Source organism: Acidithiobacillus sp. IBUN Pt1247-S3, from assembly GCF_041146875.1.
In the GTDB taxonomy this organism is placed as follows: Bacteria; Pseudomonadota; Gammaproteobacteria; order Acidithiobacillales; family Acidithiobacillaceae; genus Igneacidithiobacillus.
In genome coordinates this window covers 181,556-201,794 of sequence record NZ_JBFRXP010000001.1, presented here as the reverse complement: position 1 = coordinate 201,794, position 20,239 = coordinate 181,556, and the positions used below count along the sequence as shown (strand labels likewise).

22 protein-coding genes are annotated in these 20,239 nt (G+C 57.4%); 17 read left to right on the top strand and 5 right to left on the bottom strand.

The features are described from left to right. The first annotated feature begins 7 nt into the window (after nt 1-7). The 9 genes from AB4090_RS01095 (at nt 8) to AB4090_RS01055 (ending at nt 6,755) form a co-directional block, all read left to right on the top strand. Nucleotides 8-268: a thioredoxin family protein gene (locus tag AB4090_RS01095; RefSeq protein ID WP_369572003.1), complete on the top strand. Its 261-nt coding sequence runs from the start codon at nt 8-10 to the stop codon at nt 266-268. Beyond that, on the top strand, nt 265-714 hold the full coding sequence (locus AB4090_RS01090; protein ID WP_369572002.1) for a hemerythrin domain-containing protein: 450 nt from the start codon (nt 265-267) through the stop codon (nt 712-714). Before AB4090_RS01095 ends, AB4090_RS01090 begins: the two co-directional genes overlap by 4 nt. Before the next feature lie 6 nt (nt 715-720). Further along, the gene (locus AB4090_RS01085; RefSeq protein WP_369572001.1) at nt 721-1,167 is read left to right on the top strand and encodes a glycine cleavage system protein H; all 447 of its coding nucleotides are present in this window, start codon (nt 721-723) and stop codon (nt 1,165-1,167) included. Between the two features lie 12 nt (nt 1,168-1,179). Then, nucleotides 1,180-1,710, top strand: coding sequence for a hemerythrin domain-containing protein (locus AB4090_RS01080; RefSeq protein WP_369572000.1), 531 nt, complete (start codon nt 1,180-1,182; stop codon nt 1,708-1,710). Between the two features lie 15 nt (nt 1,711-1,725). Continuing rightward, entirely contained in the window at nt 1,726-2,094 is a 369-nt protein-coding gene (locus AB4090_RS01075) for a DUF488 domain-containing protein (RefSeq protein WP_369571999.1), read from the top strand. Nucleotides 2,095-2,112: 18 nt separating this feature from the next. Then, the gene (locus AB4090_RS01070) at nt 2,113-2,466 is read left to right on the top strand and encodes a hypothetical protein (RefSeq protein ID WP_369571998.1); all 354 of its coding nucleotides are present in this window, start codon (nt 2,113-2,115) and stop codon (nt 2,464-2,466) included. A gap of 123 nt (nt 2,467-2,589) precedes the next feature. Then, nucleotides 2,590-3,759, top strand: coding sequence for a CmpA/NrtA family ABC transporter substrate-binding protein (locus AB4090_RS01065; RefSeq protein ID WP_369571997.1), 1,170 nt, complete (start codon nt 2,590-2,592; stop codon nt 3,757-3,759). Nucleotides 3,760-3,980: 221 nt separating this feature from the next. Continuing rightward, entirely contained in the window at nt 3,981-5,447 is a 1,467-nt protein-coding gene (locus AB4090_RS01060) for an MFS transporter (RefSeq protein WP_369571996.1), read from the top strand. A gap of 69 nt (nt 5,448-5,516) precedes the next feature. Continuing rightward, nucleotides 5,517-6,755: an alginate export family protein gene (locus AB4090_RS01055; protein WP_369571995.1), complete on the top strand. Its 1,239-nt coding sequence runs from the start codon at nt 5,517-5,519 to the stop codon at nt 6,753-6,755. On the opposite strand, the gene cas4 is transcribed toward AB4090_RS01055, so the two are convergent. Genes cas4 through AB4090_RS01035 form a run of 4 tightly spaced genes read right to left on the bottom strand, consistent with a single transcriptional unit; the run spans nt 6,704 to nt 8,604 of the window. Next, nucleotides 6,704-7,441 (bottom strand): CRISPR-associated protein Cas4, encoded by a 738-nt coding sequence (gene cas4 / locus AB4090_RS01050; protein WP_369571994.1) that lies wholly within the window; start codon nt 7,439-7,441, stop codon nt 6,704-6,706. The two genes, AB4090_RS01055 and cas4, sit on opposite strands and share 52 nt — an antisense overlap. Before the next feature lie 2 nt (nt 7,442-7,443). Next, nucleotides 7,444-7,686, bottom strand: a complete 243-nt coding sequence (locus AB4090_RS01045) for a type II toxin-antitoxin system HicA family toxin (RefSeq protein WP_369571993.1) — start codon at nt 7,684-7,686, stop codon at nt 7,444-7,446. Beyond that, on the bottom strand, nt 7,683-7,889 hold the full coding sequence (locus tag AB4090_RS01040) for a 2-oxoisovalerate dehydrogenase E1 subunit beta (RefSeq protein ID WP_369571992.1): 207 nt from the start codon (nt 7,887-7,889) through the stop codon (nt 7,683-7,685). The genes AB4090_RS01045 and AB4090_RS01040 overlap by 4 nt, the downstream gene beginning before the upstream one ends. Nucleotides 7,890-7,902: 13 nt before the next feature. Further along, entirely contained in the window at nt 7,903-8,604 is a 702-nt protein-coding gene (locus AB4090_RS01035; protein WP_369571991.1) for a type I CRISPR-associated protein Cas7, read from the bottom strand. Between the two features lie 376 nt (nt 8,605-8,980). Between AB4090_RS01035 and nirB the strand changes: the two genes are divergently transcribed. From nirB to AB4090_RS01000, 7 genes are read left to right on the top strand one after another with little or no spacing between them, the layout of a single operon-like run. Beyond that, nucleotides 8,981-11,419 carry a nitrite reductase large subunit NirB gene (gene nirB, locus AB4090_RS01030; RefSeq protein ID WP_369571990.1) on the top strand — a complete coding sequence of 813 codons (2,439 nt, stop codon included), beginning with the start codon at nt 8,981-8,983 and terminating at the stop codon, nt 11,417-11,419. 12 nt (nt 11,420-11,431) lie between these two features. After that, a complete protein-coding gene (gene nirD / locus AB4090_RS01025; protein ID WP_369571989.1) occupies nt 11,432-11,752 on the top strand; it encodes a nitrite reductase small subunit NirD in 321 nt (106 codons plus the stop codon). Beyond that, a complete protein-coding gene (locus AB4090_RS01020; RefSeq protein ID WP_369571988.1) occupies nt 11,749-14,511 on the top strand; it encodes a molybdopterin-dependent oxidoreductase in 2,763 nt (920 codons plus the stop codon). Before nirD ends, AB4090_RS01020 begins: the two co-directional genes overlap by 4 nt. Next, nucleotides 14,508-15,524: a DNA-binding protein YbiB gene (gene ybiB / locus AB4090_RS01015; RefSeq protein ID WP_369571987.1), complete on the top strand. Its 1,017-nt coding sequence runs from the start codon at nt 14,508-14,510 to the stop codon at nt 15,522-15,524. The genes AB4090_RS01020 and ybiB overlap by 4 nt, the downstream gene beginning before the upstream one ends. Before the next feature lie 12 nt (nt 15,525-15,536). Next, nucleotides 15,537-16,328, top strand: a complete 792-nt coding sequence (gene cobA, locus AB4090_RS01010) for a uroporphyrinogen-III C-methyltransferase (protein WP_369571986.1) — start codon at nt 15,537-15,539, stop codon at nt 16,326-16,328. Next, nucleotides 16,325-16,684: a sirohydrochlorin chelatase gene (locus AB4090_RS01005; protein ID WP_369571985.1), complete on the top strand. Its 360-nt coding sequence runs from the start codon at nt 16,325-16,327 to the stop codon at nt 16,682-16,684. Before cobA ends, AB4090_RS01005 begins: the two co-directional genes overlap by 4 nt. A 5-nt stretch (nt 16,685-16,689) precedes the next feature. Next, nucleotides 16,690-17,259 (top strand): ANTAR domain-containing response regulator, encoded by a 570-nt coding sequence (locus AB4090_RS01000; RefSeq protein ID WP_369571984.1) that lies wholly within the window; start codon nt 16,690-16,692, stop codon nt 17,257-17,259. Here the strand turns inward: AB4090_RS01000 and ligA are convergent, their stop codons facing one another. Further along, nucleotides 17,260-19,248 (bottom strand): NAD-dependent DNA ligase LigA, encoded by a 1,989-nt coding sequence (ligA, locus tag AB4090_RS00995; protein WP_369572166.1) that lies wholly within the window; start codon nt 19,246-19,248, stop codon nt 17,260-17,262. Between the two features lie 220 nt (nt 19,249-19,468). On the opposite strand from ligA, the gene AB4090_RS00990 reads away from it, so the two are divergent. Beyond that, nucleotides 19,469-20,167, top strand: coding sequence for a Bax inhibitor-1 family protein (locus AB4090_RS00990; protein ID WP_369571983.1), 699 nt, complete (start codon nt 19,469-19,471; stop codon nt 20,165-20,167). Nucleotides 20,168-20,239 lie beyond the last annotated feature (72 nt).

The following is a 20,239-nucleotide window of genomic DNA, read 5'->3' as shown; positions in this document are numbered from 1 at the left end:
ATTCCCCATGAAAGTACAACTGTTGGTTTCCAAATGGTGCCCCACCTGTCCGCAAGCCGAAACCATCTGGCAAGAGGCCGTAGAAAAGCGATCAGCAGAATTGGCGATTCTCGATGTGGCGGACAAGGCTGGGCGGGAAATCGTCAGTCGCCTGCGCATTCGTACCGTACCCGCTATCGTCATTGACGGCGGGTTAAAAACCGTTGGCGTACAACCGTTAAGCGATGTCTTGAAGCTGCTTGACAGTGTTTCGGGAGGAGAAAAATGACGCATGCCATACAGGACATCATGCAGCATGATCACGAACGCTTGGATAAGCTATTGGCAGAAACAGAAATAGCCGTAGAAAAAGGTCATTGGCAGGAAGCAGAAACCCTGTTCCAAGGCTTTCGCAAAGGTATCGTTGGCGCCCATATGACGATAGAAGAATATCTGTTGTTTCCCGCCTTTGAACGTTGGTCTCAAGACGAACAGCATCCGTTAACCGCCCTGTTACGCAAGGGACACCAGGATCTGCGGGTATTTTTCGCGGAAATAGAAGACAGTTTACAGCAACACGATACAGAAGAATTCGCCGACCTTCTCAGCACGGTACAAATCATTCTGAAACAACATGACGCCAAAGAAGAGAGCGAACTCTATCCCTATCTTGACGAAGCGCTACCGGGACAAGGCGATTTCGTTCGTCAGAAAATCGCAGCAGCACAGGAGTAAACACAAATGAGTGAATATCGCGGCTGTGAGCTTCCCGAGGATTTGTTTTATGACCTGGACTATATATGGGTTCGCCCTGAGGATGACGGGCTTTTCACCATTGGTGTGACCGACCCTGCACAAACCATGTCGGGCCGGCTACAAAAAGCGCGCATCAAAAAAGTGGGAACGCACCTGGAGGCCGGCCGTCATGTGGCAACATTGGAAAGTGGAAAATGGGCGGGAGGGGTCCCGGTGCCGTTCGCTGGTGAGGTCGTGGCGCGCAATGAGTTGCTTCTGGACGATCCGCACCTGATCAATATTGATCCCTACGGGGATGCCTGGATTACCCGCTTGCGTGCCGACAATCTCGGCGAGGCTTTGGCAAACTTACATACCGGAGACGAGGCGCTTACGGCGCTGCGCGCCTGGATCGAGCGCTATGATGTACAATGTATGAGGTGTTCCGAATAAGAGGGATAGCAAATGCTGCGTTTACTTCGTGAGCCTGCCCCTTCCTTTGCCAATCCCATAGCGCTCTTGCAAGCCTGTCATGAGCGTATTCTCCAACATTGCCAACTACTCGAACGGTTGAACACTCGTCTGAAAGATCAGGGCGTGGACTCCGACTTGCAACAAGCCGCAGAAAGGGTATATCGCTATTTCACCCTCTCCGGGCCAGCACACCACGCCGACGAGGAAAAACAATTATTTCCTTGGCTCCTGGCACACAAAGATCTTCCAACTGCCACGCGCGCGATTATTGCGGAACTCATGCAACAGCATTCATTACTGGATGCCTTTTGGGAGCCATTGGCAAGCGATTTAATCCAAATCCGCCAAGATATTTTTGCCGAAAATACTCTGCACATGCAGCCTTTTATTGATCTCAGCAGACGGCATGTACGGCTGGAAAACGAGAAAGTATTTTCCGTTGCGGCAGAACTGCTAGACACTGTGACGGCAACGGCATTAGGTGCGGCCATGGCCGAGCGGCGGCGTACAGAAAACAGATAAGGAGAGGGAAAAAGCATGCAAATCATAACCTGGCGCGTCTATGAGCACCCTTTCCCTGATGGTTATCGCGTTTTGGCAGAGCGCCTGTGGCCGCGCGGGGTTCGCAAAAGCGACCTAGGCCTGGATGCCTGGCCCAAGGAGCTCGCGCCATCTACCAAACTGCGCCAATGGTTTGGGCATGACCCCGCACGCTGGGGGGAATTTCAGGAACGCTACCGAAAAGAGTTGCAGGTGCACGAGGCAGTAGCTCGCAGTCTACTGGAGTCCGCTGGCAAGCGCGATCTGCTACTTCTCTACGCCGCGCATGACACGGAACACAACGCCGCCTTAGTATTGCAAGGATTCTTGGTCGCGCTGCAGAATTCCTCATCTGGTACCATTTGACTCTGTAGGCTCGACCGCATGTCTTTGACCCTACCAATCTCTTTAGCCGCCCGGAACCAGCCCGATTTTTGCGCTGTTCTCGCCGACGAATTGCGTGCTCAGGACGCCCTCTTCTGGCCGCTGCAACGCGCTATGGAACATGGCAGTCATGCCCTGGTGGAAAGCGCCAGCATCATGTTGTTGCGCGAGTGGGAAAACGATGGAAGTCTGCATCTTGTGCTTGGCGTAAGCTGCGCAAGCATCATTCCCGGCTGTGCCTGCGAGGCCGATCCCACCCCCATGAGTGAGGTAGCGGAATATGCCTGGCTGCAGCTTTGTATTGACTGTGCTTCGGCAAGCGCGGTGATAAGCGAGTGCGAGGAAGCGATCTAATCACGCTGCAGCAGTCAGCCGCGAGTAACGCATGAATCTTGCTTGTAACGAACTGACAATGACGTCCTCGCTTCGGCTCTGCGGAAGCGAGGTTTTCTTTTTCAGGATTTCGAGGACCGTGGAATGAAAACCGATGCCGAACTCTCGCTGGGCTATGTCGCCCTTGTCGATAGCGCTCCCCTGATCGTAGCGCAGGAACTGGGCTTTTTCGCCCGCGAAGGATTGCAGGTACGCTTGCAGCGCGAGCCATCCTGGGCCAGTTTGCGCGATCATCTGCTTTTTGGTGACCTGGTTGCCGCTCACGCGCTGGCACCACTGCCGATGGCGGCCACTCTCGGCATCGCCTCGCCAAAAATCCCGGTCATTACAGGTCTGGTCCTCTCGCTCAATGGAAATACGATTACCGTCAGCAGACGCCTGTATGAATTGCTGCTGGAGGCGGGTAGCAGCGTGCAGGATGGCCCGATGGCCATGGGCAACGCGTTGTGCAAACTCGTGCGCGGCAACCCTTCTCTATTGCCACTACGATTTGCAGTGGTATCGCCGGTATCCAACCACCACTATCAGTTGCGCCACTGGCTGCAGGCGGCAGGACTGGACCTGCACAGCGAAGTGGAAATTGGTGTGGTACCTCCGCGCTACATGGTTGATGCCTTGCGCAAGGACGAAATCGATGCCTTTTGCGTGGGCGAACCCTGGGGCAGCCTGGCTGCCATGGAGGGAGTCGGACAACCCATCGTTAGCAGTTATTCATTGTGGAACAACGTAATGGAGAAAGTTCTTGCGGTTCGCGAGGATTGGGCAACGCGCGAACCGGAGCCGCATCAGGCCTTGCTCCGCGCCTTGATTGCCGCTGGCCGCTGGCTGGATGTCCCAGCGCAGCGCCAGCATGCCGCCCCGTGGATTGCGAAGGCCATCGAGGTCCCCGAAACCGCCGTTGCCGCAGCCTTGCGGGGTGCCGTACCTGGCATGGCAGAGCAGCCGGATGGGCACGTCTTCCATCGCTATGCAGCGCAATATCCCTGGCAGGAACACGGACTCTGGCTGGCGGAGCAAATGCAGCTTTCTGGCCAATGGCCAGCAACGATATCGGCTAAATCCGTGGTGGCGCGCGTATATCGCGGCGACTTGTATCGTCAGGCCGCAGCAGCGATGGATGCCCCCATTCCCGTCGATGAACAGTCCGGTTTGGGGGCACATACGGCTCCCTGGAAAATGACGGGAGAGCTACGCGATATCCCGATGGGCGCGACGCAAATATTTGATGCCAGCCAACCGCAGCCGGGTAGCTGAAACAAGGCAATGACCCATAATGAGGCCCCAAAACAGAGCGTGCGCACTATTGTTGTGCATTTCTTGCGTTTCTGTTTTCACTGCAAAAGTCTGACCCTGTGCGTTACAACTCATTATTTTTTAATAGACTTGTTGCTAAGTTATCGGGAACATTCATGATGGCATGAGTTCTGCTTTACATCATTCGAGCATCACTCAACGCTGAGTGATGACACGGAACGATGGCGTTCCTGGCCGGCAACGGTCAGGAACGCCTTTTTGTTTTTCGACTGCCTGAGGACTTTGTCATGCAATCCCTGCTCTCCCAACTGCGTGCAGGAAATTGGCGCGCCTTGCTCGCCAGCTTCCTCTATTTTGATACCGGCTTTACGGTGTGGTTGCTGTACGGCCCCTTGGCGCCCTATATGATTCATAGCCTGCATATCTCGGCCATGCAGCAAGGGTATTTGGTAGCCGTTCCTGTGCTCGCGGCCGCGATCTTGCGTATTGGCTTCGGCAATCTGTATCAAGCCGTTAACGGTCGCTGGCTAGCTTTGATTGGTGTGGCACTGTCAGCGATTCCGCCTCTGGTTTTATCCCTCTACCCCGGCGTACTCAGTTATGACGCCTTGATCTTCCTGGGCGTGCTGCTGGGCGTTGGTGGTGCCAGCTTTGCCGTAGCCTTGCCCATGGCAGGCAGTAATTACCCGCCCAAAATCCAGGGTACGGTTCTGGGCATTGCGGCAGCTGGCAACATTGGTGCTGTGCTCGACGGATTCCTCTTTCCACCATTGGCCGGCCAGTTCGGCTGGACACACGCCACGGCTGCGGTTCTTCCCCTGCTGGGCTTGGCGGCCGTTACCCTGTGGTTCTGGGGCAAGGATTGTGCTCCAAAAACGGGAAAAGTGGCTCCGGCGGCCTGGGGTTGGGGACTGACCCTCGTCGGCTTGGCCTTTTTGGCGGTTGCTACTCCGCGCGGCTGGCTGGGCCTGCACGGCAAGGCGGCACTGTTACTGTTGCCAATCTACGGGGTCATCCTGTCGCTGGTATTTCTGCCGCGCCGGTACTTTCCGGTTTTCCGTGAGCGTGATACCTGGGCATTGATTTTGGTCTATGCCATAACCTTTGGTGGCTTTGTCGGGATGTCTGCCTTTGTCAGCCTGCTACTGGTAACCCTCTATCATCTACCGAAAGTAGATGCCGGCATGTTGATGGGCCTTTTTGCCTTTACTGGCGCGATTCTTCGGCCGTTTGGTGGGCTCATCGCCGATCGAATTTCTGGTGCGATCGCTTTGCGCTATTTCCTTGCGGGAATCTGCCTCATCGATGCCAGCTTTGCCCTGTGGACACCCACCTTAGCAGTCAGTATTGCATTGTTGTTAATACTCTACGCATCCTTTGGCCTGGGCAACGGCGCCACCTTTCAGCTCGTTCCCCTGCGTTGGGCAGAAAAGACGGGGTTGATGACCGGCATTATTGGTGCAGCCGGTGGCGTGGGTGGATTCTATCTGCCGGTGATTCTGGGCATCGCTAAAGAACAGACGGGAAGTTACCACTGGGGCTTTGGCATCTTTGCTGGGCTCAGCGCTACCGCCTTGCTGATGGTTTTCGCCCTGCGCCGCCAGTGGCTAACCTGGTCTAAAGCCAGCCCCGCCCACAGTCATACGCTTCATTCTCAAGACCTCAAGGCGTCCGCCGTTACGGATTGAAACTCCCTTACCGTCCTCTCGCAGCGGCGCATGCGCCGCTGTCAGGCCCTTCTTGTCTCTGGAGTCATTATGACCACTTTTCGCCGCTCCATTATTACTGCCGCTATTTTATCCACCATTGCCCTACCGCAAAGCAGTGCCTGGGCCGACCCCATCGCCAATGCCATCAGTGGTGGCAACGTCAGCCTGAACTTTCGTCCGCGCTATGAATTCATGTCGCAAAATGGTAAACGCGACGCCAACGCCTTCACCGTGCAAACTTTATTGGGGTTGGCGAGCAAGCCTATCGCGGGCTTTAGCGCCAATCTGCAATTCATCGACGTGGCGGGTATCCTCAATAATTACAACAGTCTGAGGAATAGCAAAACGTCGTATTCGGTGATTCCCGACCCGGAAGAAGCCAACATCAATCAAGCCTACCTGCAATACCAAGGCTTGAGCGGGTTGCAGGTACGCGCCGGACGCCAAGAGATCAATCTCGATGATGAACGCTTTGTCGGTGCTGTCGGTTTTCGTCAAACACCGCAGAGCTTTGATGCTATCTCCATCCAGGAAAACCCTAGCGCCACCCTCGGCGCCTACGCTGCATACATTTGGCGCATCAAAAACATCCTCAATGAAAATGTGCCCAGCAAGACCTTCTTGGGTGAAGTCCATTGGCAGCCCTCGCCGATGTTCCATGCCCAAGCCTTTGGCTACTGGTACGGAAATCAGGCCAAAAGCGCAATTCCCGGAGCGGCTGCCTGTTTTCTGGCCGGCAACGCCCAGGTCTGTAATAGCCAAACCCTTGGGTTACGCATGCAGGGGGCCATTCCCGTCGCTGACAAAATTCAGGTTCCTTATGATTTCACCTATGCGAAACAGCTCCCCTATGATGCGGGTAGCTCCCTCATCAACGCCCAGTATTATCACCTGAGCAGTGGTGTGCGTTGGTCTGGGGTTGGCTTATTGGCCAACTACATGGTGATGAGCAGCAACCGGAATGGCAGTTATGGATTTCAGACGCCACTGGCCACCAAACATGCCTTCAATGGTTGGGCGGAGCTGTTTCTGACTACGCCGGTATATGGCTTGCGTAGTCTCTATTTCACTCTGGAAGGCAAGCTGTATGGGACTGCCTTGCAGGCGACTTACTACGATTTTCATAGCGCCTACCAAAGCGAGAGCTATGGCCACGAAGTGGACCTCTCCGCCATTCATCATTTCTCGCGACACTGGACCGCAGGGGTGCAATACGCCGATTACGTGCACAGTCACTATGGCGTAAACACCGAAGGCGCCTGGATTTTTGTGAATGCGGCGTTTTGAGGCTTAAGGGTCTGAAATCCCGCGACAGTATGGGCTGACCCGGACTTGCACCGGAACTGAACGACGAGTTTTTCGAGAGGGCTGGAGAGTATGTCGGCGATAGGCTTGTCCGCCGTAGCCGTCCAGCGGGCGGCCGCAAAACGGCTACAACCATTCGCTTCGACGACGAAATAATCCATCGGCGGGGGCAGCGTTCCAGCGCTCAGCATGGCGCGTATGGCGTCGGCGGTCTGCACGACGAGTTCGCGCAGTGCGGGCGTGATGACTTCGCGCCGCCGGTGGCTGCTGGCGTGGTAGATGGCGCCAAGCGGCACAGGACGCCCGAGCATGTCTTCCAGGCACATGGCCTGGGCGGCGAGCTGGATGTCGTCATGTGTTTTCTGGCGTTTGCGGCCATGCTTGAATTCCACCGGGAAGACCGTGCCATCGGGATGGAACTCCACCAGGTCGGCCTTGCCTATTAAACCCCATCGCTCTGACCATAGCGGAAGCGCACGCTCCACGCGTACCCCAGACCGAATTTCATATCCTGGTTGGTCAACCAGACGATACACCGCTTGCCCGCGTGCAGTGTGAAGGTTGTCAGCGAAGAATTGTTCTAGATGAATCAAGCCACATTGGCGGGGGCAATAGGCCCAGTGTTGGAGAGCCGAGAGAGGGATAGGATCACTCTGGCTCTCGCCCATTTTTAACCTAACAATTGCTTGAGCAAAGCATCTCGGGTTATGCCGTGATGTGCGGCGACACTGTCGAGGATGGAAGCCAAAGTTCCAATCCGCAGTGGGTCGTGTTTGGGAATGGTAACATGATGTTCCCCTCTAACTTGACTAGTGAGCCTAATATGGCTGCCCGTCTGCCTGTTGGCAGTATACTCGAACAGTCCTAACCGCTTAATCAACTCGTTTCCAGATAAATCACGTGGAATCCTCATGCCGCGATGACATCCTCGCGAGTAATGTGCAAGCGGATGAGGCTGGGCCTGTCATCTGGATCAAAGTGGCAATGTACGGCGTCGCGTACTTGCGCATGTAAGGCTTCCATGTCGTCGGCCTCCGTAAAAATGTCTACCCCCATGGCACGGGCAATAAAGCCGCCCTCAGGAGCTTCTTCCACGACAAAGTGAATCTCGCTCATTTAGTGCACCTCCTTATTCCAGTCTCATTACTGTAACACCCACCGGCAGGTTTTCCTCATTCAGGAACACTTCGTAGTCTGCAAAGGAGCGAGGAGCACCAACATTCTGTTTGCATGTTACTTTTATACACTCGAACAATGAATGCGCTGGCGCATTGCCCAGCTCGGAGTCGTACTTGAACACGTAGAGACCGCGGGTGGCCATTTCGCCGCGCGAAGCCGAGCGGTCGTGTTCGAACATCTGGCCGCGCACCTGGCCGCAGTTCACGCCAGTGGACATCACGGCACCGAAGGTGCGCACGTCGAAGAAGTTCTGGCACATCCAGTCGCGTGCCTTGTTGACGTCGTCACCGCTGCCCTTGCGTTTTTTGCCTTTGGCAGACTTCTTTTCGTCTGTGGCTTCAGTGGCTTCGTCGTCTGCGGGCGCATCAAGTTTCAGCGCGCTGTAGGCGCGCTGGTGTTGCAGGTTGAGGATGGCTTTCTCGCGCACATAGATTTCACGACGCTTCTCGCCGGGCTGCGGGTCGCGTGGCTCCTGGTCCTGCGTCATCGCGACGAAGTTGCGCACCTTGCGCTTGAGCGCCACATCGGTGACGAGACCGTGGCCGGTTTCGGCGTCCAGACGCGGCAGGTTGCCGGCATCGGGGTCGCCATTGGGGTTGCCGTCCTTCACGTCGAAGAGCAGCACGAAATCGTAACGGTGGTTCAAGCTCATTGGGATTGCTCCTCGTTGTTGGGTTCGGACTTGGTGAAAAACGCCTGACGCTGCTGGTAGTAGCCGAGGGCGAATCGGGCTTGGTCGGGCAGATTTATCTGTATCTCAATTGAGATGCATAGTAAATGACCATACATACTCTAAGTATCGAAAAGCGCACCAAAATAGCGCGTCATGCACCATCCCATGCACCACCACCTAGCAGAATAAAACGGGAGAAAACTCTAACTATCTGTTTTCTCTATACTGACTCATTGGCATGTCAATTGCTTATATAATCTCGAGGCAATCTCCCTGATTGTTGGTGTGTGAAACGGCAAAGGCGTCGTCAGCATTTATGGCTGGCTGCGCCTTTTTTCTTTGGAGAAACGGTACAATGAGCAACAAGGCACGAAAAGCGCGCTTGGTGGTGATCGGCAACGGCATGGCGGGTATCCGCACGGTCGAAGAATTGCTGAAAATGGCTCCGGATCTCTATGAGATCGCGGTCTTTGGCGACGAGCCGCACCCGAATTATAACCGCATTTTGCTCACTCCGGTGCTGGCCGGCGAAATGCGCCTGGAAGAAACCATCCTCAATGATCACGACTGGTATGCCGAACATGGCATTACCCTGCGTACCGGCAGCCCGGTCGTGCAAATCGACCGCGTGCGGCGCCAGGTTATTACGGAGCAGGGTGAGGTAGTGCCCTACGATCGCATCCTGATTGCGACGGGAGCGGCGGCGGCGATAGCGCCGATCCCCGGCAATGATCTTTCTGGGGTCTACAGTTATCGCGACATGCGCGATGTGGAGGCACTGACCCAAGTGAGCGCCAGTGGTGGCGAGGCGGTGATCATCGGTGCCGGCCTGCTGGGGTTAGAGGTGGCGCATGGCCTGAATGCCCGCGGCATGCAGGTGACGGTAGTGCATCGCCGCGCCTGGCCTTTGGACAAGCAATTGGATGCCCGCGGCGGTTCCATGTTGCAGCAGGCGATGGAGGCACGCGGAATCCATTTCCTCATGGAGCGCGAAAGTGCCGCCGTGCTCGGCACGGAGCAAGTCGAGGGCTTGCAGTTTCAGGATGGTAGCAGCGTTCCAGCCCGCATCGTGGTGATGACCATAGGCATTCGCCCACGTACGGCTCTCGCCCAGGCCGCTGGCCTGGCGTGCGAACAAGGCATCTTGGTAAGCGACACCTTACAGACCTACGATCCACGCATCTACGCCGTGGGCGAGTGCGTGCAACATCGCGGCATGACCTATGGGCTGGTAGCACCGCTGTTTGAGCAGGCCAAGGTCGCCGCCAATCATCTAGCCGAGTATGGGCGGATGCGCTACGAGGGTTCGATCACCAGCACCAAATTGAAAGTGACCGGAATCGAATTGTTCTCTGCTGGCGATTTTCAGGGCGGCGCGGATATGGAAGAACTTACCCTGCTCGATGCACACCAGGGCATCTACAAAAAGGTCGTGTTGCAGAATGACAAGATCAAGGGCATTTTGCTGTACGGCGATACCAGCATCGGACCCTGGCTCTTCGAGCATCTGCGCGATGAAAACGATATCAGCTCTGTGCGCGATCACCTGCTCTTTGGCGAAACCCATCTTGGCGATTCCGGACATTCCGGTGCCAATCAAGCCTCGCGTTTGCCGGATAGCGCCGAAATCTGCGGTTGTAACGGCGTAAGCAAGGGGCAAATTGTGCATGCCATTCGCGAAGGGCTCTTTACCCTGGAGGAGGTTCGCAAATGTACCAAGGCGAGCGCCTCTTGTGGCTCCTGCACGGGCCTCGTCGAACAACTCCTGGTCAGCACCCTCGGCGGCGTTTACGACGGGAGCACACGCAAAAAAGCGTTGTGCGGCTGCACGGATTACAGTCATCAAGAAGTACGCGACGCCATTCGCAAAGAAAAACTGCTCTCGGTGCGCGATGCGTTTCGTGCCCTGAGCTGGCGCAATCCCGGTGGCTGTGCCAGTTGTCGGCCTGCGGTCAACTACTATGTGCGCACCGCCTGGCCTGCGGAGGGCAAGGATGACGCCTCCGCACGCTTCATCAACGAGCGCGCGCATGCCAACATCCAAAAGGATGGCACTTATTCCGTCATCCCCCGTATCTACGGCGGCGTAACGACACCAGCGGAGCTGAAGCGCATTGCCGAAGTCGCTGAGCGCCATGCAGTGCCCATGGTCAAGTTCACTGGTGGGCAGCGCCTTGATTTACTCGGCATTCCGAAAGAGAAATTGCCAGCGATATGGGCCGAGCTCGACATGCCCTCCGGGCACGCCTATGGCAAGGCCCTGCGCACGGTAAAGTCCTGTGTGGGACAGGAATTCTGTCGCTTTGGCGTGCAAAACAGCACCCAGCTCGCCATTGATCTGGAAAAAAACCTGGAACGGATGTGGGCGCCACACAAGGTCAAACTCGCTGCCTCTGGCTGCCCACGCAATTGCGCCGAAAGCACCATCAAGGATGTGGGAGTGATCGGCGTCGATTCCGGCTGGGAGATTTACGTAGGCGGTAACGGCGGCATGAAGGTGCGTGCTGCCGATCTGCTGGCCAAGGTACAGACCGACAGCGAAGTCATGCAGATCAGCAAGGCCTTCCTGCAAATGTATCGGGAAGATGCGCAATATCTGGAGCGCACTGCCCCGTGGGTGGAGCGGGTGGGTCTGGAGAAAATCAAGGCACGTGTCATCGACGATTTGGCACAACGGAAGGAACTGGCAGAGCGCCTGGATTTTGCCATCGCGCAGGAAAAAGATCCTTGGGCCGAGGCGGTTTCCGGTCGTCTGGACATCCATGCTGCACCGCTGCGGCGGGTATCGGCCTGAGGAGGACGAAAAATGGAATGGTTTCCTTTGGGTAAGCTGAGCGAAGTGCCCTTGGGTGGTGGCCGTTATGTAGAGACGCCGGCGGGTGAAATCGCCGTACTCTGCAACGAAGAGGGCGAGCTGTTTGCAGTGCGTAATCGCTGTCCACATCGCGGTGGCCCTCTCTCGGAAGGTTTTGTGTCCGGCAAGACCGTGTTCTGCCCGCTGCACAACTGGCAGATCGATCTGGAAAGCGGCGAGGCATTAGCGCCGGACCAAGGCTGCGTGAAGACCTTTCCCCTCAAAACCGAGGGCGAGGAAATCTGGTTGGGACTGCCGGAGACGCAGCCGTGAACGCGGGTACAGCAACCCGGCTGAGCAGGTCGGTCTGCCCCTACTGCGGCACCGGCTGTGGCGTGCTGATCGAGCACGATGGCAAGCAGATTCTGGGGGTGCGCGGCGACCCGGAGCACCCCGCCAATTTTGGCCAATTGTGCAGCAAAGGCATGACGCTGGCACAGACGGTACATGGTCCGGGGCGCGCCGTGGTGCCGCTGCACCGAGTAGCAGATGATGATTGGCTAGAGGCCAGCTGGGACCAAAGCCTGGGGCAGATTGCTACGCGCTGGGCGGAAATCTACCGCGATCGCGGGCCGCAGGCCCTGGCATTTTATGTATCGGGACAATTACCTACCGAAGACTATTATGTTGCCAACAAGCTGGCCAAGGGCTTCCTCGGCACCAATCATATCGACACCAATTCCCGTCTGTGCATGGCCTCGGCCGTAACCGGCTACAAACGCAGCCTGGGCATGGACTCGGTGCCCTGTAGCTACGAAGACCTGGAGTTGACCGACTGCCTGTTCATCGTGGGCGCGAATGTCGCCTATGCCCACCCCATTATTTTTCGCCGCATCGAAGCGGCTAGGGCCAAACGCCCCGACTTGCGCATCATCGTCGTCGATCCCCGGCGCACGGCCACCGCCAGTATTGCCGACCTCTTTTTGCCCATCCTGCCCGGTACAGATGTCGCACTCTTTCATGGCATCTTGCATCTCTTGATTTGGAATGACCGGCTGGATGCCGAATTTATTCAGCAGCACACCCAGGGTTGGCAGGAACTGAAACAGCGGGTGCAGGAATATACCCCCCAGCGCGTGGCAGAGATCTGCCAGATCGCCGAAGCGGATTTGCAACAGGCAGCGGAAATGTTCGCTTCCTCGCCCAGCGTCCTGTCGCTGTGGTGCCAAGGCTTGAACCAGTCGGCACATGGCACGGACAACAACGTAACCCTGATTAACCTGCACTTGGCCACTGGGCAAATTGGCCGTCCGGGTGCCGGTCCTTTCAGCCTTACCGGCCAGCCCAATGCCATGGGCGGGCGCGAAACCGGCGGCATGCCTGCCCTGCTACCCGGCCATCGTGAGGTGGCCAATGCCGAGCACCGCGCGGATATTGCTGACATCTGGGGCATTGATGCCCTGTATCCCCAACCGGGGCTTACCGCTGTACCCATGTACCAGGCCCTGGAGCGTGGCGACCTGGCGGCGATCTGGATCACCTGCACCAATCCGGTGCTGTCCCTGCCCGATCGCCAGCAGATAGAGCGCGCGTTACACAATGCCGAACAGGTCGTTTTGCAGGAGAGCTATCTGGATGGCGAGACGATGCCCTTTGCCGACTGGGTTTTGCCCGCCGCCAGTTGGGGCGAGCGCGAGGCCCTGGTCACCAATTCCGAGCGCCGTGTTTCCCATCTGCAAGCTGCCATTCCCGCACCCGGCTGTGCCCGCCCCGACTGGCAGATTTTTTGTGACTTTGCCCAGGCCCTGGGCGCAGCCCTGGATCGTCTGCAAGTAGCCCTCCCCGACCAACGGGATGTCTCTTGGCAACGGCGCGCGGCGCGGATGTTTTCGTTTGCTGATACCGCGAGTATCTATGCGGAATATCAACGCTGTACCGTCGGGCGCGATCTCGACATCAGCGGTCTGCAACTCGCCACGCTCATCACTCAGGGTCCACAGCAATGGCCCTTTCCTGCCGGGGCAAAAACTGGACAGAAGCGGCTCTATGCCGACGGCGTATTCCCTACCTCCAGTGGTCGTGCCCAATTCCATGCCCCTGCCCACGTTGGGGTGGCAGAGGAAATCGACGCCCGTTACCCCCTGCGCCTGACCACCGGGCGCCTGCGCGACCAGTGGCACAGCATGGCGCGTACCGGCCGTGCGGCGAGCCTTTTTGCCAGTGCCGAAGAGGCCTTCCTACACATTCACCCGCGGGATGCCCGGCAATTTTCGGTAGAAGACGGGGAATTGATACGGGTTGAAAGCCGGCGCGGCGCATCCATATACCGCACGCGCATCGATGACACGTTGCAACGCGGCCTGCTCTTTGCGCCCATGCATTTTGGCCGGCGCCATGCCCCAGCGGCCCTATGTAACACGGTGACCCTGCCGGCAATCGATCCCTATTCCGGCGAACCGGAATTCAAACACGCGGCGGTACGCATCCACGCGATTGCATTACCCTGGGAGGCCGCCGTGCTGCTGGAGGATAGCGCAGGAGAGGCAAGCCGGTTATTGCGCGAACTGGCGCAGGACTTTGCCTATGCCAGCATCACCCCGCTGGTGTCCGCACAACACCCCGCCACGCTTTTGCGCGTAGCAGCCAAACAGGCGCCGGACCCCAGCGTGGCCCAGCGTTGGGACGCAGCACTTTCCCTGCTTGGAGCGGATACCTTGCTCTACGAAGACCCACGCAATGGCTTCAGCAAGCGCCTGCGTATTCATGACGGACGCTTAAACGCATTGCGCCTCTGGGGTGGCCTGCAGACCCTGGACTGGCTGCGCCAGTTAGTCCTGGATGGCACAGAAGTTGAGCCCTTCCGCTTGGCCCTGCTGGCACCACGCGTACCCGCCAATCTGGCGTCCTGGGAACGCTCGCGCGGCATTTGTGCCTGCAAGGGAGTCGATGAAAAGACTATTTTGCACGCCATCGCCAATGGCGCGAGCTCCCTGGAAGGGATCATGCAGGCCTGTGGCGCGGGAACAGAATGTGGCTCTTGCAAGCCAGAAATTCAACAACTACTCCAACACCGATTTGCGGAGGCATCATGAAGCCGTGGAGCCATTACCTTAGCCGCGTCGCCCGCGGTCGTGAGCATGCCGAAGATCTGCATCAGGACGAGGCGAAAGAACTCTTTTCCGCCTGGCTGGCTGGCGAATTGCCAGAACTCTATGCCGGAGCCTTCTGGGTGGCCTATCGCATCAAGGGCGAGAGCCTCGCGGAATTGGAAGGCTTTCACCAAGCTGCTCGCGCGCACATGACACCCATGGCACGGCACAGTCGTGTGCGGCCCGTGGTTTTTGCCAGCTACAACGGCACGCGGCGCCGCGCCAACCTCTTGCCATTGTTAGCGCTGACCCTTACCCGTTGTGGGGTTCCCGTGCTTGTGCATGGACCAGACCTGGATGCTCTCCCCGCGTCGCCCTCGCCAGACCACTCGCCGGAAGACCGCGTGCATAGTGCACAGGTTCTGGAACAATTGGGTCTAGCAACAGCAGCGAGCCTTGCACAAGCGGAGACGCTGTTACAGATGCAAGGCTTGGTCTACCTGCCGTTATCTGCCTGGCAACCGGGATTGGCGCGCATCTTTGCCCTGCGTGGTGTCATGGGAATTCGCTCCAGTGTCCATACCTTGCTGAAAGTATTGCACCCCTTTGCGCTGCAAGAAGCCATCGTCTGTGCGGCCGTTACCCATCCGCCCTATTTACAACGACTACAGGAATTCTTTGTGCACAACGACATCGCGGCGCTGTGCTTTCGCGCGACCGAGGGGGAGCCGTTCGCCAACCCACAACGTCGTCCCGATCTCTTTCAGTGTACCCAGGGCCGCGCAGAGTTATTGCTGGCCAAAGACAGTACGCCGCTGGCACAACTGCCGGAGTTACCGGAAAACACTATCGCCGCCACCAGCGAATTTACTGTCGCTGTGCTCAATGGTCAGCGCGCCCTTCCCCTGCCCATTGCCGAGCAGGCCGCTGCTTTGCTGTGCCTCAGCGGTCGCTGTCCTGACCTTGCCCGTGCCCGCGCACTCTTGCGGCACTCCTTCTCGCGCATTGCTGCCTAAAGGAAAGTCATCATGATTACCCGCCTCTCTGCTCCCCTGGTTTCCCTGGTAGGCGCCGGCCCCGGCGATCCTGATCTGCTGACCCTGCGTGCGGCGCGACGCCTGGATGCCGCAGAGGTCATTTTTTATGATGCCCTGGCCAATCCAGAAATCCTGTCTTTGGCGCCCGCCAGTTGCCAACGCATAGACGTGGGCAAACGTGGCGGCCAGCCCTCCACCTCGCAATTACGCATCCACGAACAGATGATTCGCGCAGCGCAGCGGGGGCTACGGGTAGTCCGACTGAAGGGGGGTGATCCCTTCCTTTTTGGACGCGGCAGTGAGGAATGTCTAGCCCTGCGCGCGGCTGGCATCGATTATGAAATCGTCCCAGGAATCACCAGCGGCATGGGCGCAGCCGCCTATGCGGGCATCCCTCTCACCCATCGGCAGATGAGCCGCTCGGTGCTGTTCTGCACCGGGCAACAGGCGCGCAACTCTGCACCTATCGATTGGATGCGCTATGCCGGGGCAGCCGATACCTTGGTCATTTATATGGGCATAGCCCAGATCGAACAGATTTGTGCCGGCTTACTGGCCGGTGGCATGTCTGCCAGCACCCCCGCAGCCGCTATCCAATGGGCGACCTTAGAGCAGCGCCAGCTACGCAGTACCGTACAGGATTTGCCTGCGGCAATCGCCCAGACGGGTATCGGTAGCCCCGCAATATTGATCATTGGTGCGGTGGTGGAATTGGGAGACATACTCGCTTGGTTACCGACAGCGCCACAAAACAGCCCGGTGATGCAAGCCAGTTGCCCATGACAAGCCCGATGCAGTTACTCCTAGCCCACGGATCGCGTGACCCCGAATGGCGCCAGCCCTTCGAATGGATCGCAGAAGATCTGGGGGCCGCTCATCCCGAGCGCAGCATCGTCCTCTGCTACCTGGAGATGTGGTCACCGAGTCTGCCGGAAGCGATTCGCACGGCCTATGCAGGAGGGGTAAGCAATTTTCAGATCACCCCCCTGTTTTGGAGCCGTGGTCGTCATCTGCGCGATGACGTGCCCAGGATCGTTGAGGAATTATTGAAGGAACTGCCGGCTTGTGCGATCGTCGTCGACCCGCCGGTAGGTGAGTCCGAAATTGTGCATGCTGCTGTGTTACGTCTCCTGGCCTAATCGACGTGTACCGTATCGTTCTCATTGATGACGATGACGCACGTGTAGCCATTCTGCGCGATGCGCTGATTGTCGAGGGGCATAGCGTCCCTGCCATTTTGTCGTGGAAGGCATTGTCCTGGCAACGGGTAGAGGAATGCCGGGCCGAGGTGATCATAGCCGATGCCAGTTCCCCGGAGCGCGACGTTCTGGAACACATCGTCTTTTTGAGCGAGACTCTTGAGCTGCCGGTGGTGGTGCTGGGCGCACCCGAGGACGAAGACACCATGCGCCGTGCCATCCGCGCCGGCGTGGCCGCGTATGTAGCACATGGTATTGCCGCGCGCGACATTGCGCCCATTCTGAAGGTGGCGGCCCTACGCTATGCGGAGTATCGCCAGCTGCGTCAGGAGCTGAGCAGCACCCGCACCGCCCTCAATGAGCGCAAAATCATCGAGCAAGCCAAAGGTATCCTCATGCGCGACTTCCAGATCGATGAGGCCGAGGCGTACAAGCGTTTGCGGCGGCTGGCAATGAATCACGGGAAAAAACTGATTGAACTTGCCCTGATGATTACCCAAATGGAAGATCTCTAATCAGCCATCTCGCGTTAGTAACCCAGAAAAAATCTCCTCATCCAACACCGCAATCCCTAGTTTTTCTGCCTGCGCCAACTTACTACCAGGATTTTCGCCCAGCAACAAATAGTCTGTCTTTTTGGAAACCGACGACATGACCTTGCCGCCGCGTTTCTCGATTTCTGCCTTGGCTTCGTCGCGAGTCCAGTTTTGTAATGTTCCGGTAAGAACAAATTGTTTGCCCGACCAAATTCCCGCTTTCTTTGGCACAGGCTGCGGCCAGTGGATAGCGGCGGCCAGCAAATCGCGGATGACTTCCTGGTTGTGCGCCTGCGCAAAAAAATGCGCCACGGCTTGGGCAACAATTGGCCCAACGTCCGGTACCTGTTGCAATGCTTCTTCATCGGCAGCCATCAGGGCGGTGAGGTCGACAAAATGTTCGGCGAGAGCCTTGGCCGTCGTTTCGCCTACCTGCGGAATACCCAGGGCATAGAGAAAGCGCGGCATCGTCGTATCCTTGGATGCTACCAGTTGCGCCAGCAAATTTTCCGCCGAACGGCGCCCCATGCGCTCCATCTGCGTGAGCGTTTCCCTATCCAAGCGATAGAGATCAGCCACACTCTGGACCAACCCGGAATCGACCAACTGCTGCGCCAGTTTCTCGCCTAGACCCTGAATATCCATGGCCTTGCGCGCGACAAAATGCAGGAGTGCACCCACCCGTTGGGCGGGGCAAAAAAGCCCGCCGGTACAGCGATAGGCGACTTCATCGCCCAAACGTAGCACCTCGGAACCGCAAACCGGACATTGCGTCGGCATTTGCCACTCTGCCGCCTCCGCCGGCCGACGTTCGACTAAAACTTGCACCAGTTCGGGGATCACGTCGCCAGCACGGCGAATAAGCACCGTATCGCCAATGCGTATGTCCTTGCGCCGTACTTCATCCAGGTTATGTAAAGACGCCCGACTGACGACAACGCCGGCCACCCGCACCGGTTCCAGCACCGCCACGGGCGTAACCACCCCAGTGCGGCCCACCGAGGCGAGAATATCGCGTAACACGGTCGTTTCTTCATGTGCCGGGAATTTATAGGCAATAGCCCAGCGCGGCGCGCGCGCGGTAAAGCCCAAGCGTTCGCGCGCAGCGAGATCATCAAGCTTAAAAACCAGCCCATCGATCTCAAAGGCCAACTGCTCGCGCCGGGCGGCCATCTCTTGCTGGTATTCCTCTGCCGCTTGCAGGCTATCTACCGGGCGCAACAAATCCGTCAGCAGGGGAAACCCCCAGTCGTGCAGACGTTGCAGCACGCCAAGGTGGCTATTGCCGAGGCTCTGATTAGCCTCACCCCATCCCCAGGGGAAAAACGCCAGGGGTCGGCGTGCGGTAATACGCGAGTCAAGCTGACGGAGACTGCCAGCCGCAGCATTGCGCGGGTTGGCAAAAGGCGCTTGTCCAGCTTCTTCCCGCTCTTGATTAAGGCGCGCAAACGCCGCCGTCGGGATCACCGCCTCACCGCGAACCTCCAGCAATGCGGGCCAGCCCTCCCCCTGCAAACGCAAGGGCAGATTGCGAATGGTGCGCACATTATGGGTCACGTCTTCACCATGCACGCCGTCACCACGGGTACCAGCTTGCACCAATTCGCCGTCTTCATAGCGCAAATTGAGGGAAAGCCCGTCAAACTTCGGTTCGGCGCTGAGCACGATCTGCTGCTCCTCTCCCAGGCTCTTTTGCAGACGCGTCCACCAGTCGGCAAAACCACCAGCATCAAAAACGTTATCGAGTGACAACATAGGAATACGGTATTCAGTATTGGCAAAAGAAGAGATGGGGGTGGCGCCCACCCGCTGGGTGGGGGAATCCGGGCTTCGCCATTGCGGGTACTGCTCCTCCAATGCACCAAGTTCGCGCAGAAAACTGTCGTACTCGGCATCACTCAGAAAGGGGGCATCATCCTGATAGTAAGCCTGATTAGCGGCGTGCAGACACGCACGCAATTCGTCCATCCGCAAACGGGAAACTTCGTCATCTACCACAGGGGCACTCCCAGGCTAGTTTGTCGCCCTAGTATAGGCGGTGCGTTCCCTCGCGAAAATTCATATGGTCGAAGCCTATACGGAACCTTCCGCCAGGCTTCATAATCCAAGCGTATGAAAAGTTGGGCACTTGTTTTTTCCTTCAGATGCCCACAACATGGAGAGAGCGGTATTTTTCAGGAGTATATTGATGAACTACGACCAAAAGCCCTATCAGTTTCCTGACGGCATGAATCCCTATGGGAATCAGGCGCCCGCCCTCAGTCGTGGCAGCCTCATGGCCAAGACTTACGCCTTACTCGCGGCCACCCTGGGTGTATCGGCCGTTGCTTCCATCTATGGGATGAGCTCGCCCTTTGCCTATCAGCACCCTATCTTGTTGATGATTGGTTCTTTCATCCTGCTCTTTGCCGTGCAATACACTGGCGCACACCGTAGCCCCTTCGCTGTGCCATTGGTTTTTGCCTTTGCCGCAGGCATGGGGATGATGATGGGGCCCGGCATTGCCATGTATCTGCGCATGCCCGACGGCCCATCAATCATTGCCACTGCGCTGGGTACCACGGCGGTGATGTTCGTCGGCCTTTCTGCCTATGCGATGACTACCAAGCGAAATTTCAGCAACATCGGTGGCTTCCTGATGACAGGGCTAATCCTCGCCATTCTGGTGTCGCTACTGAACATGTTCCTGCTGCACATGCCGGCCCTGCAGTTGGCGATTGCCGGGGTAATCGTTATCGTCTTTAGTGGTCTGATCATCTTCGATACCCAGCGCATGGTGCAGGGTGGCATCCAGGAGCCAGTGCTGCTCGTCGTCGGTCTGTACCTCGACATCATCAACCTCTTTATGGCTTTACTCGAGATCTTTGGCGGCACCAGTCGAAGTTAACGCGGTAACACACAACAACGCCCCGATGCTGCGGCTTCGGGGCATTTTTTCGTATCTATCCACACGACGACG

Excerpts from the sequence above, each read along its gene's own strand:
- AB4090_RS01060 (WP_369571996.1), top strand. The coding sequence starts at position 3,981 with ATGGCGTTCCTGGCCGGCAACGGTCAGGAACGCCTTTTTGTTTTTCGA.
- AB4090_RS01065 (WP_369571997.1), top strand. The coding sequence starts at position 2,590 with ATGAAAACCGATGCCGAACTCTCGCTGGGCTATGTCGCCCTTGTCGAT.
- AB4090_RS01085 (WP_369572001.1), top strand. The coding sequence starts at position 721 with ATGAGTGAATATCGCGGCTGTGAGCTTCCCGAGGATTTGTTTTATGAC.
- ybiB (WP_369571987.1), top strand. The coding sequence starts at position 14,508 with ATGAAGCCGTGGAGCCATTACCTTAGCCGCGTCGCCCGCGGTCGTGAG.
- ligA (WP_369572166.1), bottom strand. The coding sequence starts at position 19,248 with ATGGACGAATTGCGTGCGTGTCTGCACGCCGCTAATCAGGCTTACTAT.
- cobA (WP_369571986.1), top strand. The coding sequence starts at position 15,537 with ATGATTACCCGCCTCTCTGCTCCCCTGGTTTCCCTGGTAGGCGCCGGC.
- AB4090_RS01035 (WP_369571991.1), bottom strand. The coding sequence starts at position 8,604 with ATGAGCTTGAACCACCGTTACGATTTCGTGCTGCTCTTCGACGTGAAG.
- AB4090_RS01075 (WP_369571999.1), top strand. The coding sequence starts at position 1,726 with ATGCAAATCATAACCTGGCGCGTCTATGAGCACCCTTTCCCTGATGGT.
- nirB (WP_369571990.1), top strand. The coding sequence starts at position 8,981 with ATGAGCAACAAGGCACGAAAAGCGCGCTTGGTGGTGATCGGCAACGGC.
- AB4090_RS01040 (WP_369571992.1), bottom strand. The coding sequence starts at position 7,889 with ATGAGCGAGATTCACTTTGTCGTGGAAGAAGCTCCTGAGGGCGGCTTT.
- AB4090_RS01090 (WP_369572002.1), top strand. The coding sequence starts at position 265 with ATGACGCATGCCATACAGGACATCATGCAGCATGATCACGAACGCTTG.
- AB4090_RS01005 (WP_369571985.1), top strand. The coding sequence starts at position 16,325 with ATGACAAGCCCGATGCAGTTACTCCTAGCCCACGGATCGCGTGACCCC.
- AB4090_RS01070 (WP_369571998.1), top strand. The coding sequence starts at position 2,113 with ATGTCTTTGACCCTACCAATCTCTTTAGCCGCCCGGAACCAGCCCGAT.
- nirD (WP_369571989.1), top strand. The coding sequence starts at position 11,432 with ATGGAATGGTTTCCTTTGGGTAAGCTGAGCGAAGTGCCCTTGGGTGGT.
- AB4090_RS00990 (WP_369571983.1), top strand. The coding sequence starts at position 19,469 with ATGAACTACGACCAAAAGCCCTATCAGTTTCCTGACGGCATGAATCCC.
- cas4 (WP_369571994.1), bottom strand. The coding sequence starts at position 7,441 with ATGGGCGAGAGCCAGAGTGATCCTATCCCTCTCTCGGCTCTCCAACAC.
- AB4090_RS01080 (WP_369572000.1), top strand. The coding sequence starts at position 1,180 with ATGCTGCGTTTACTTCGTGAGCCTGCCCCTTCCTTTGCCAATCCCATA.
- AB4090_RS01055 (WP_369571995.1), top strand. The coding sequence starts at position 5,517 with ATGACCACTTTTCGCCGCTCCATTATTACTGCCGCTATTTTATCCACC.
- AB4090_RS01045 (WP_369571993.1), bottom strand. The coding sequence starts at position 7,686 with ATGAGGATTCCACGTGATTTATCTGGAAACGAGTTGATTAAGCGGTTA.
- AB4090_RS01095 (WP_369572003.1), top strand. The coding sequence starts at position 8 with ATGAAAGTACAACTGTTGGTTTCCAAATGGTGCCCCACCTGTCCGCAA.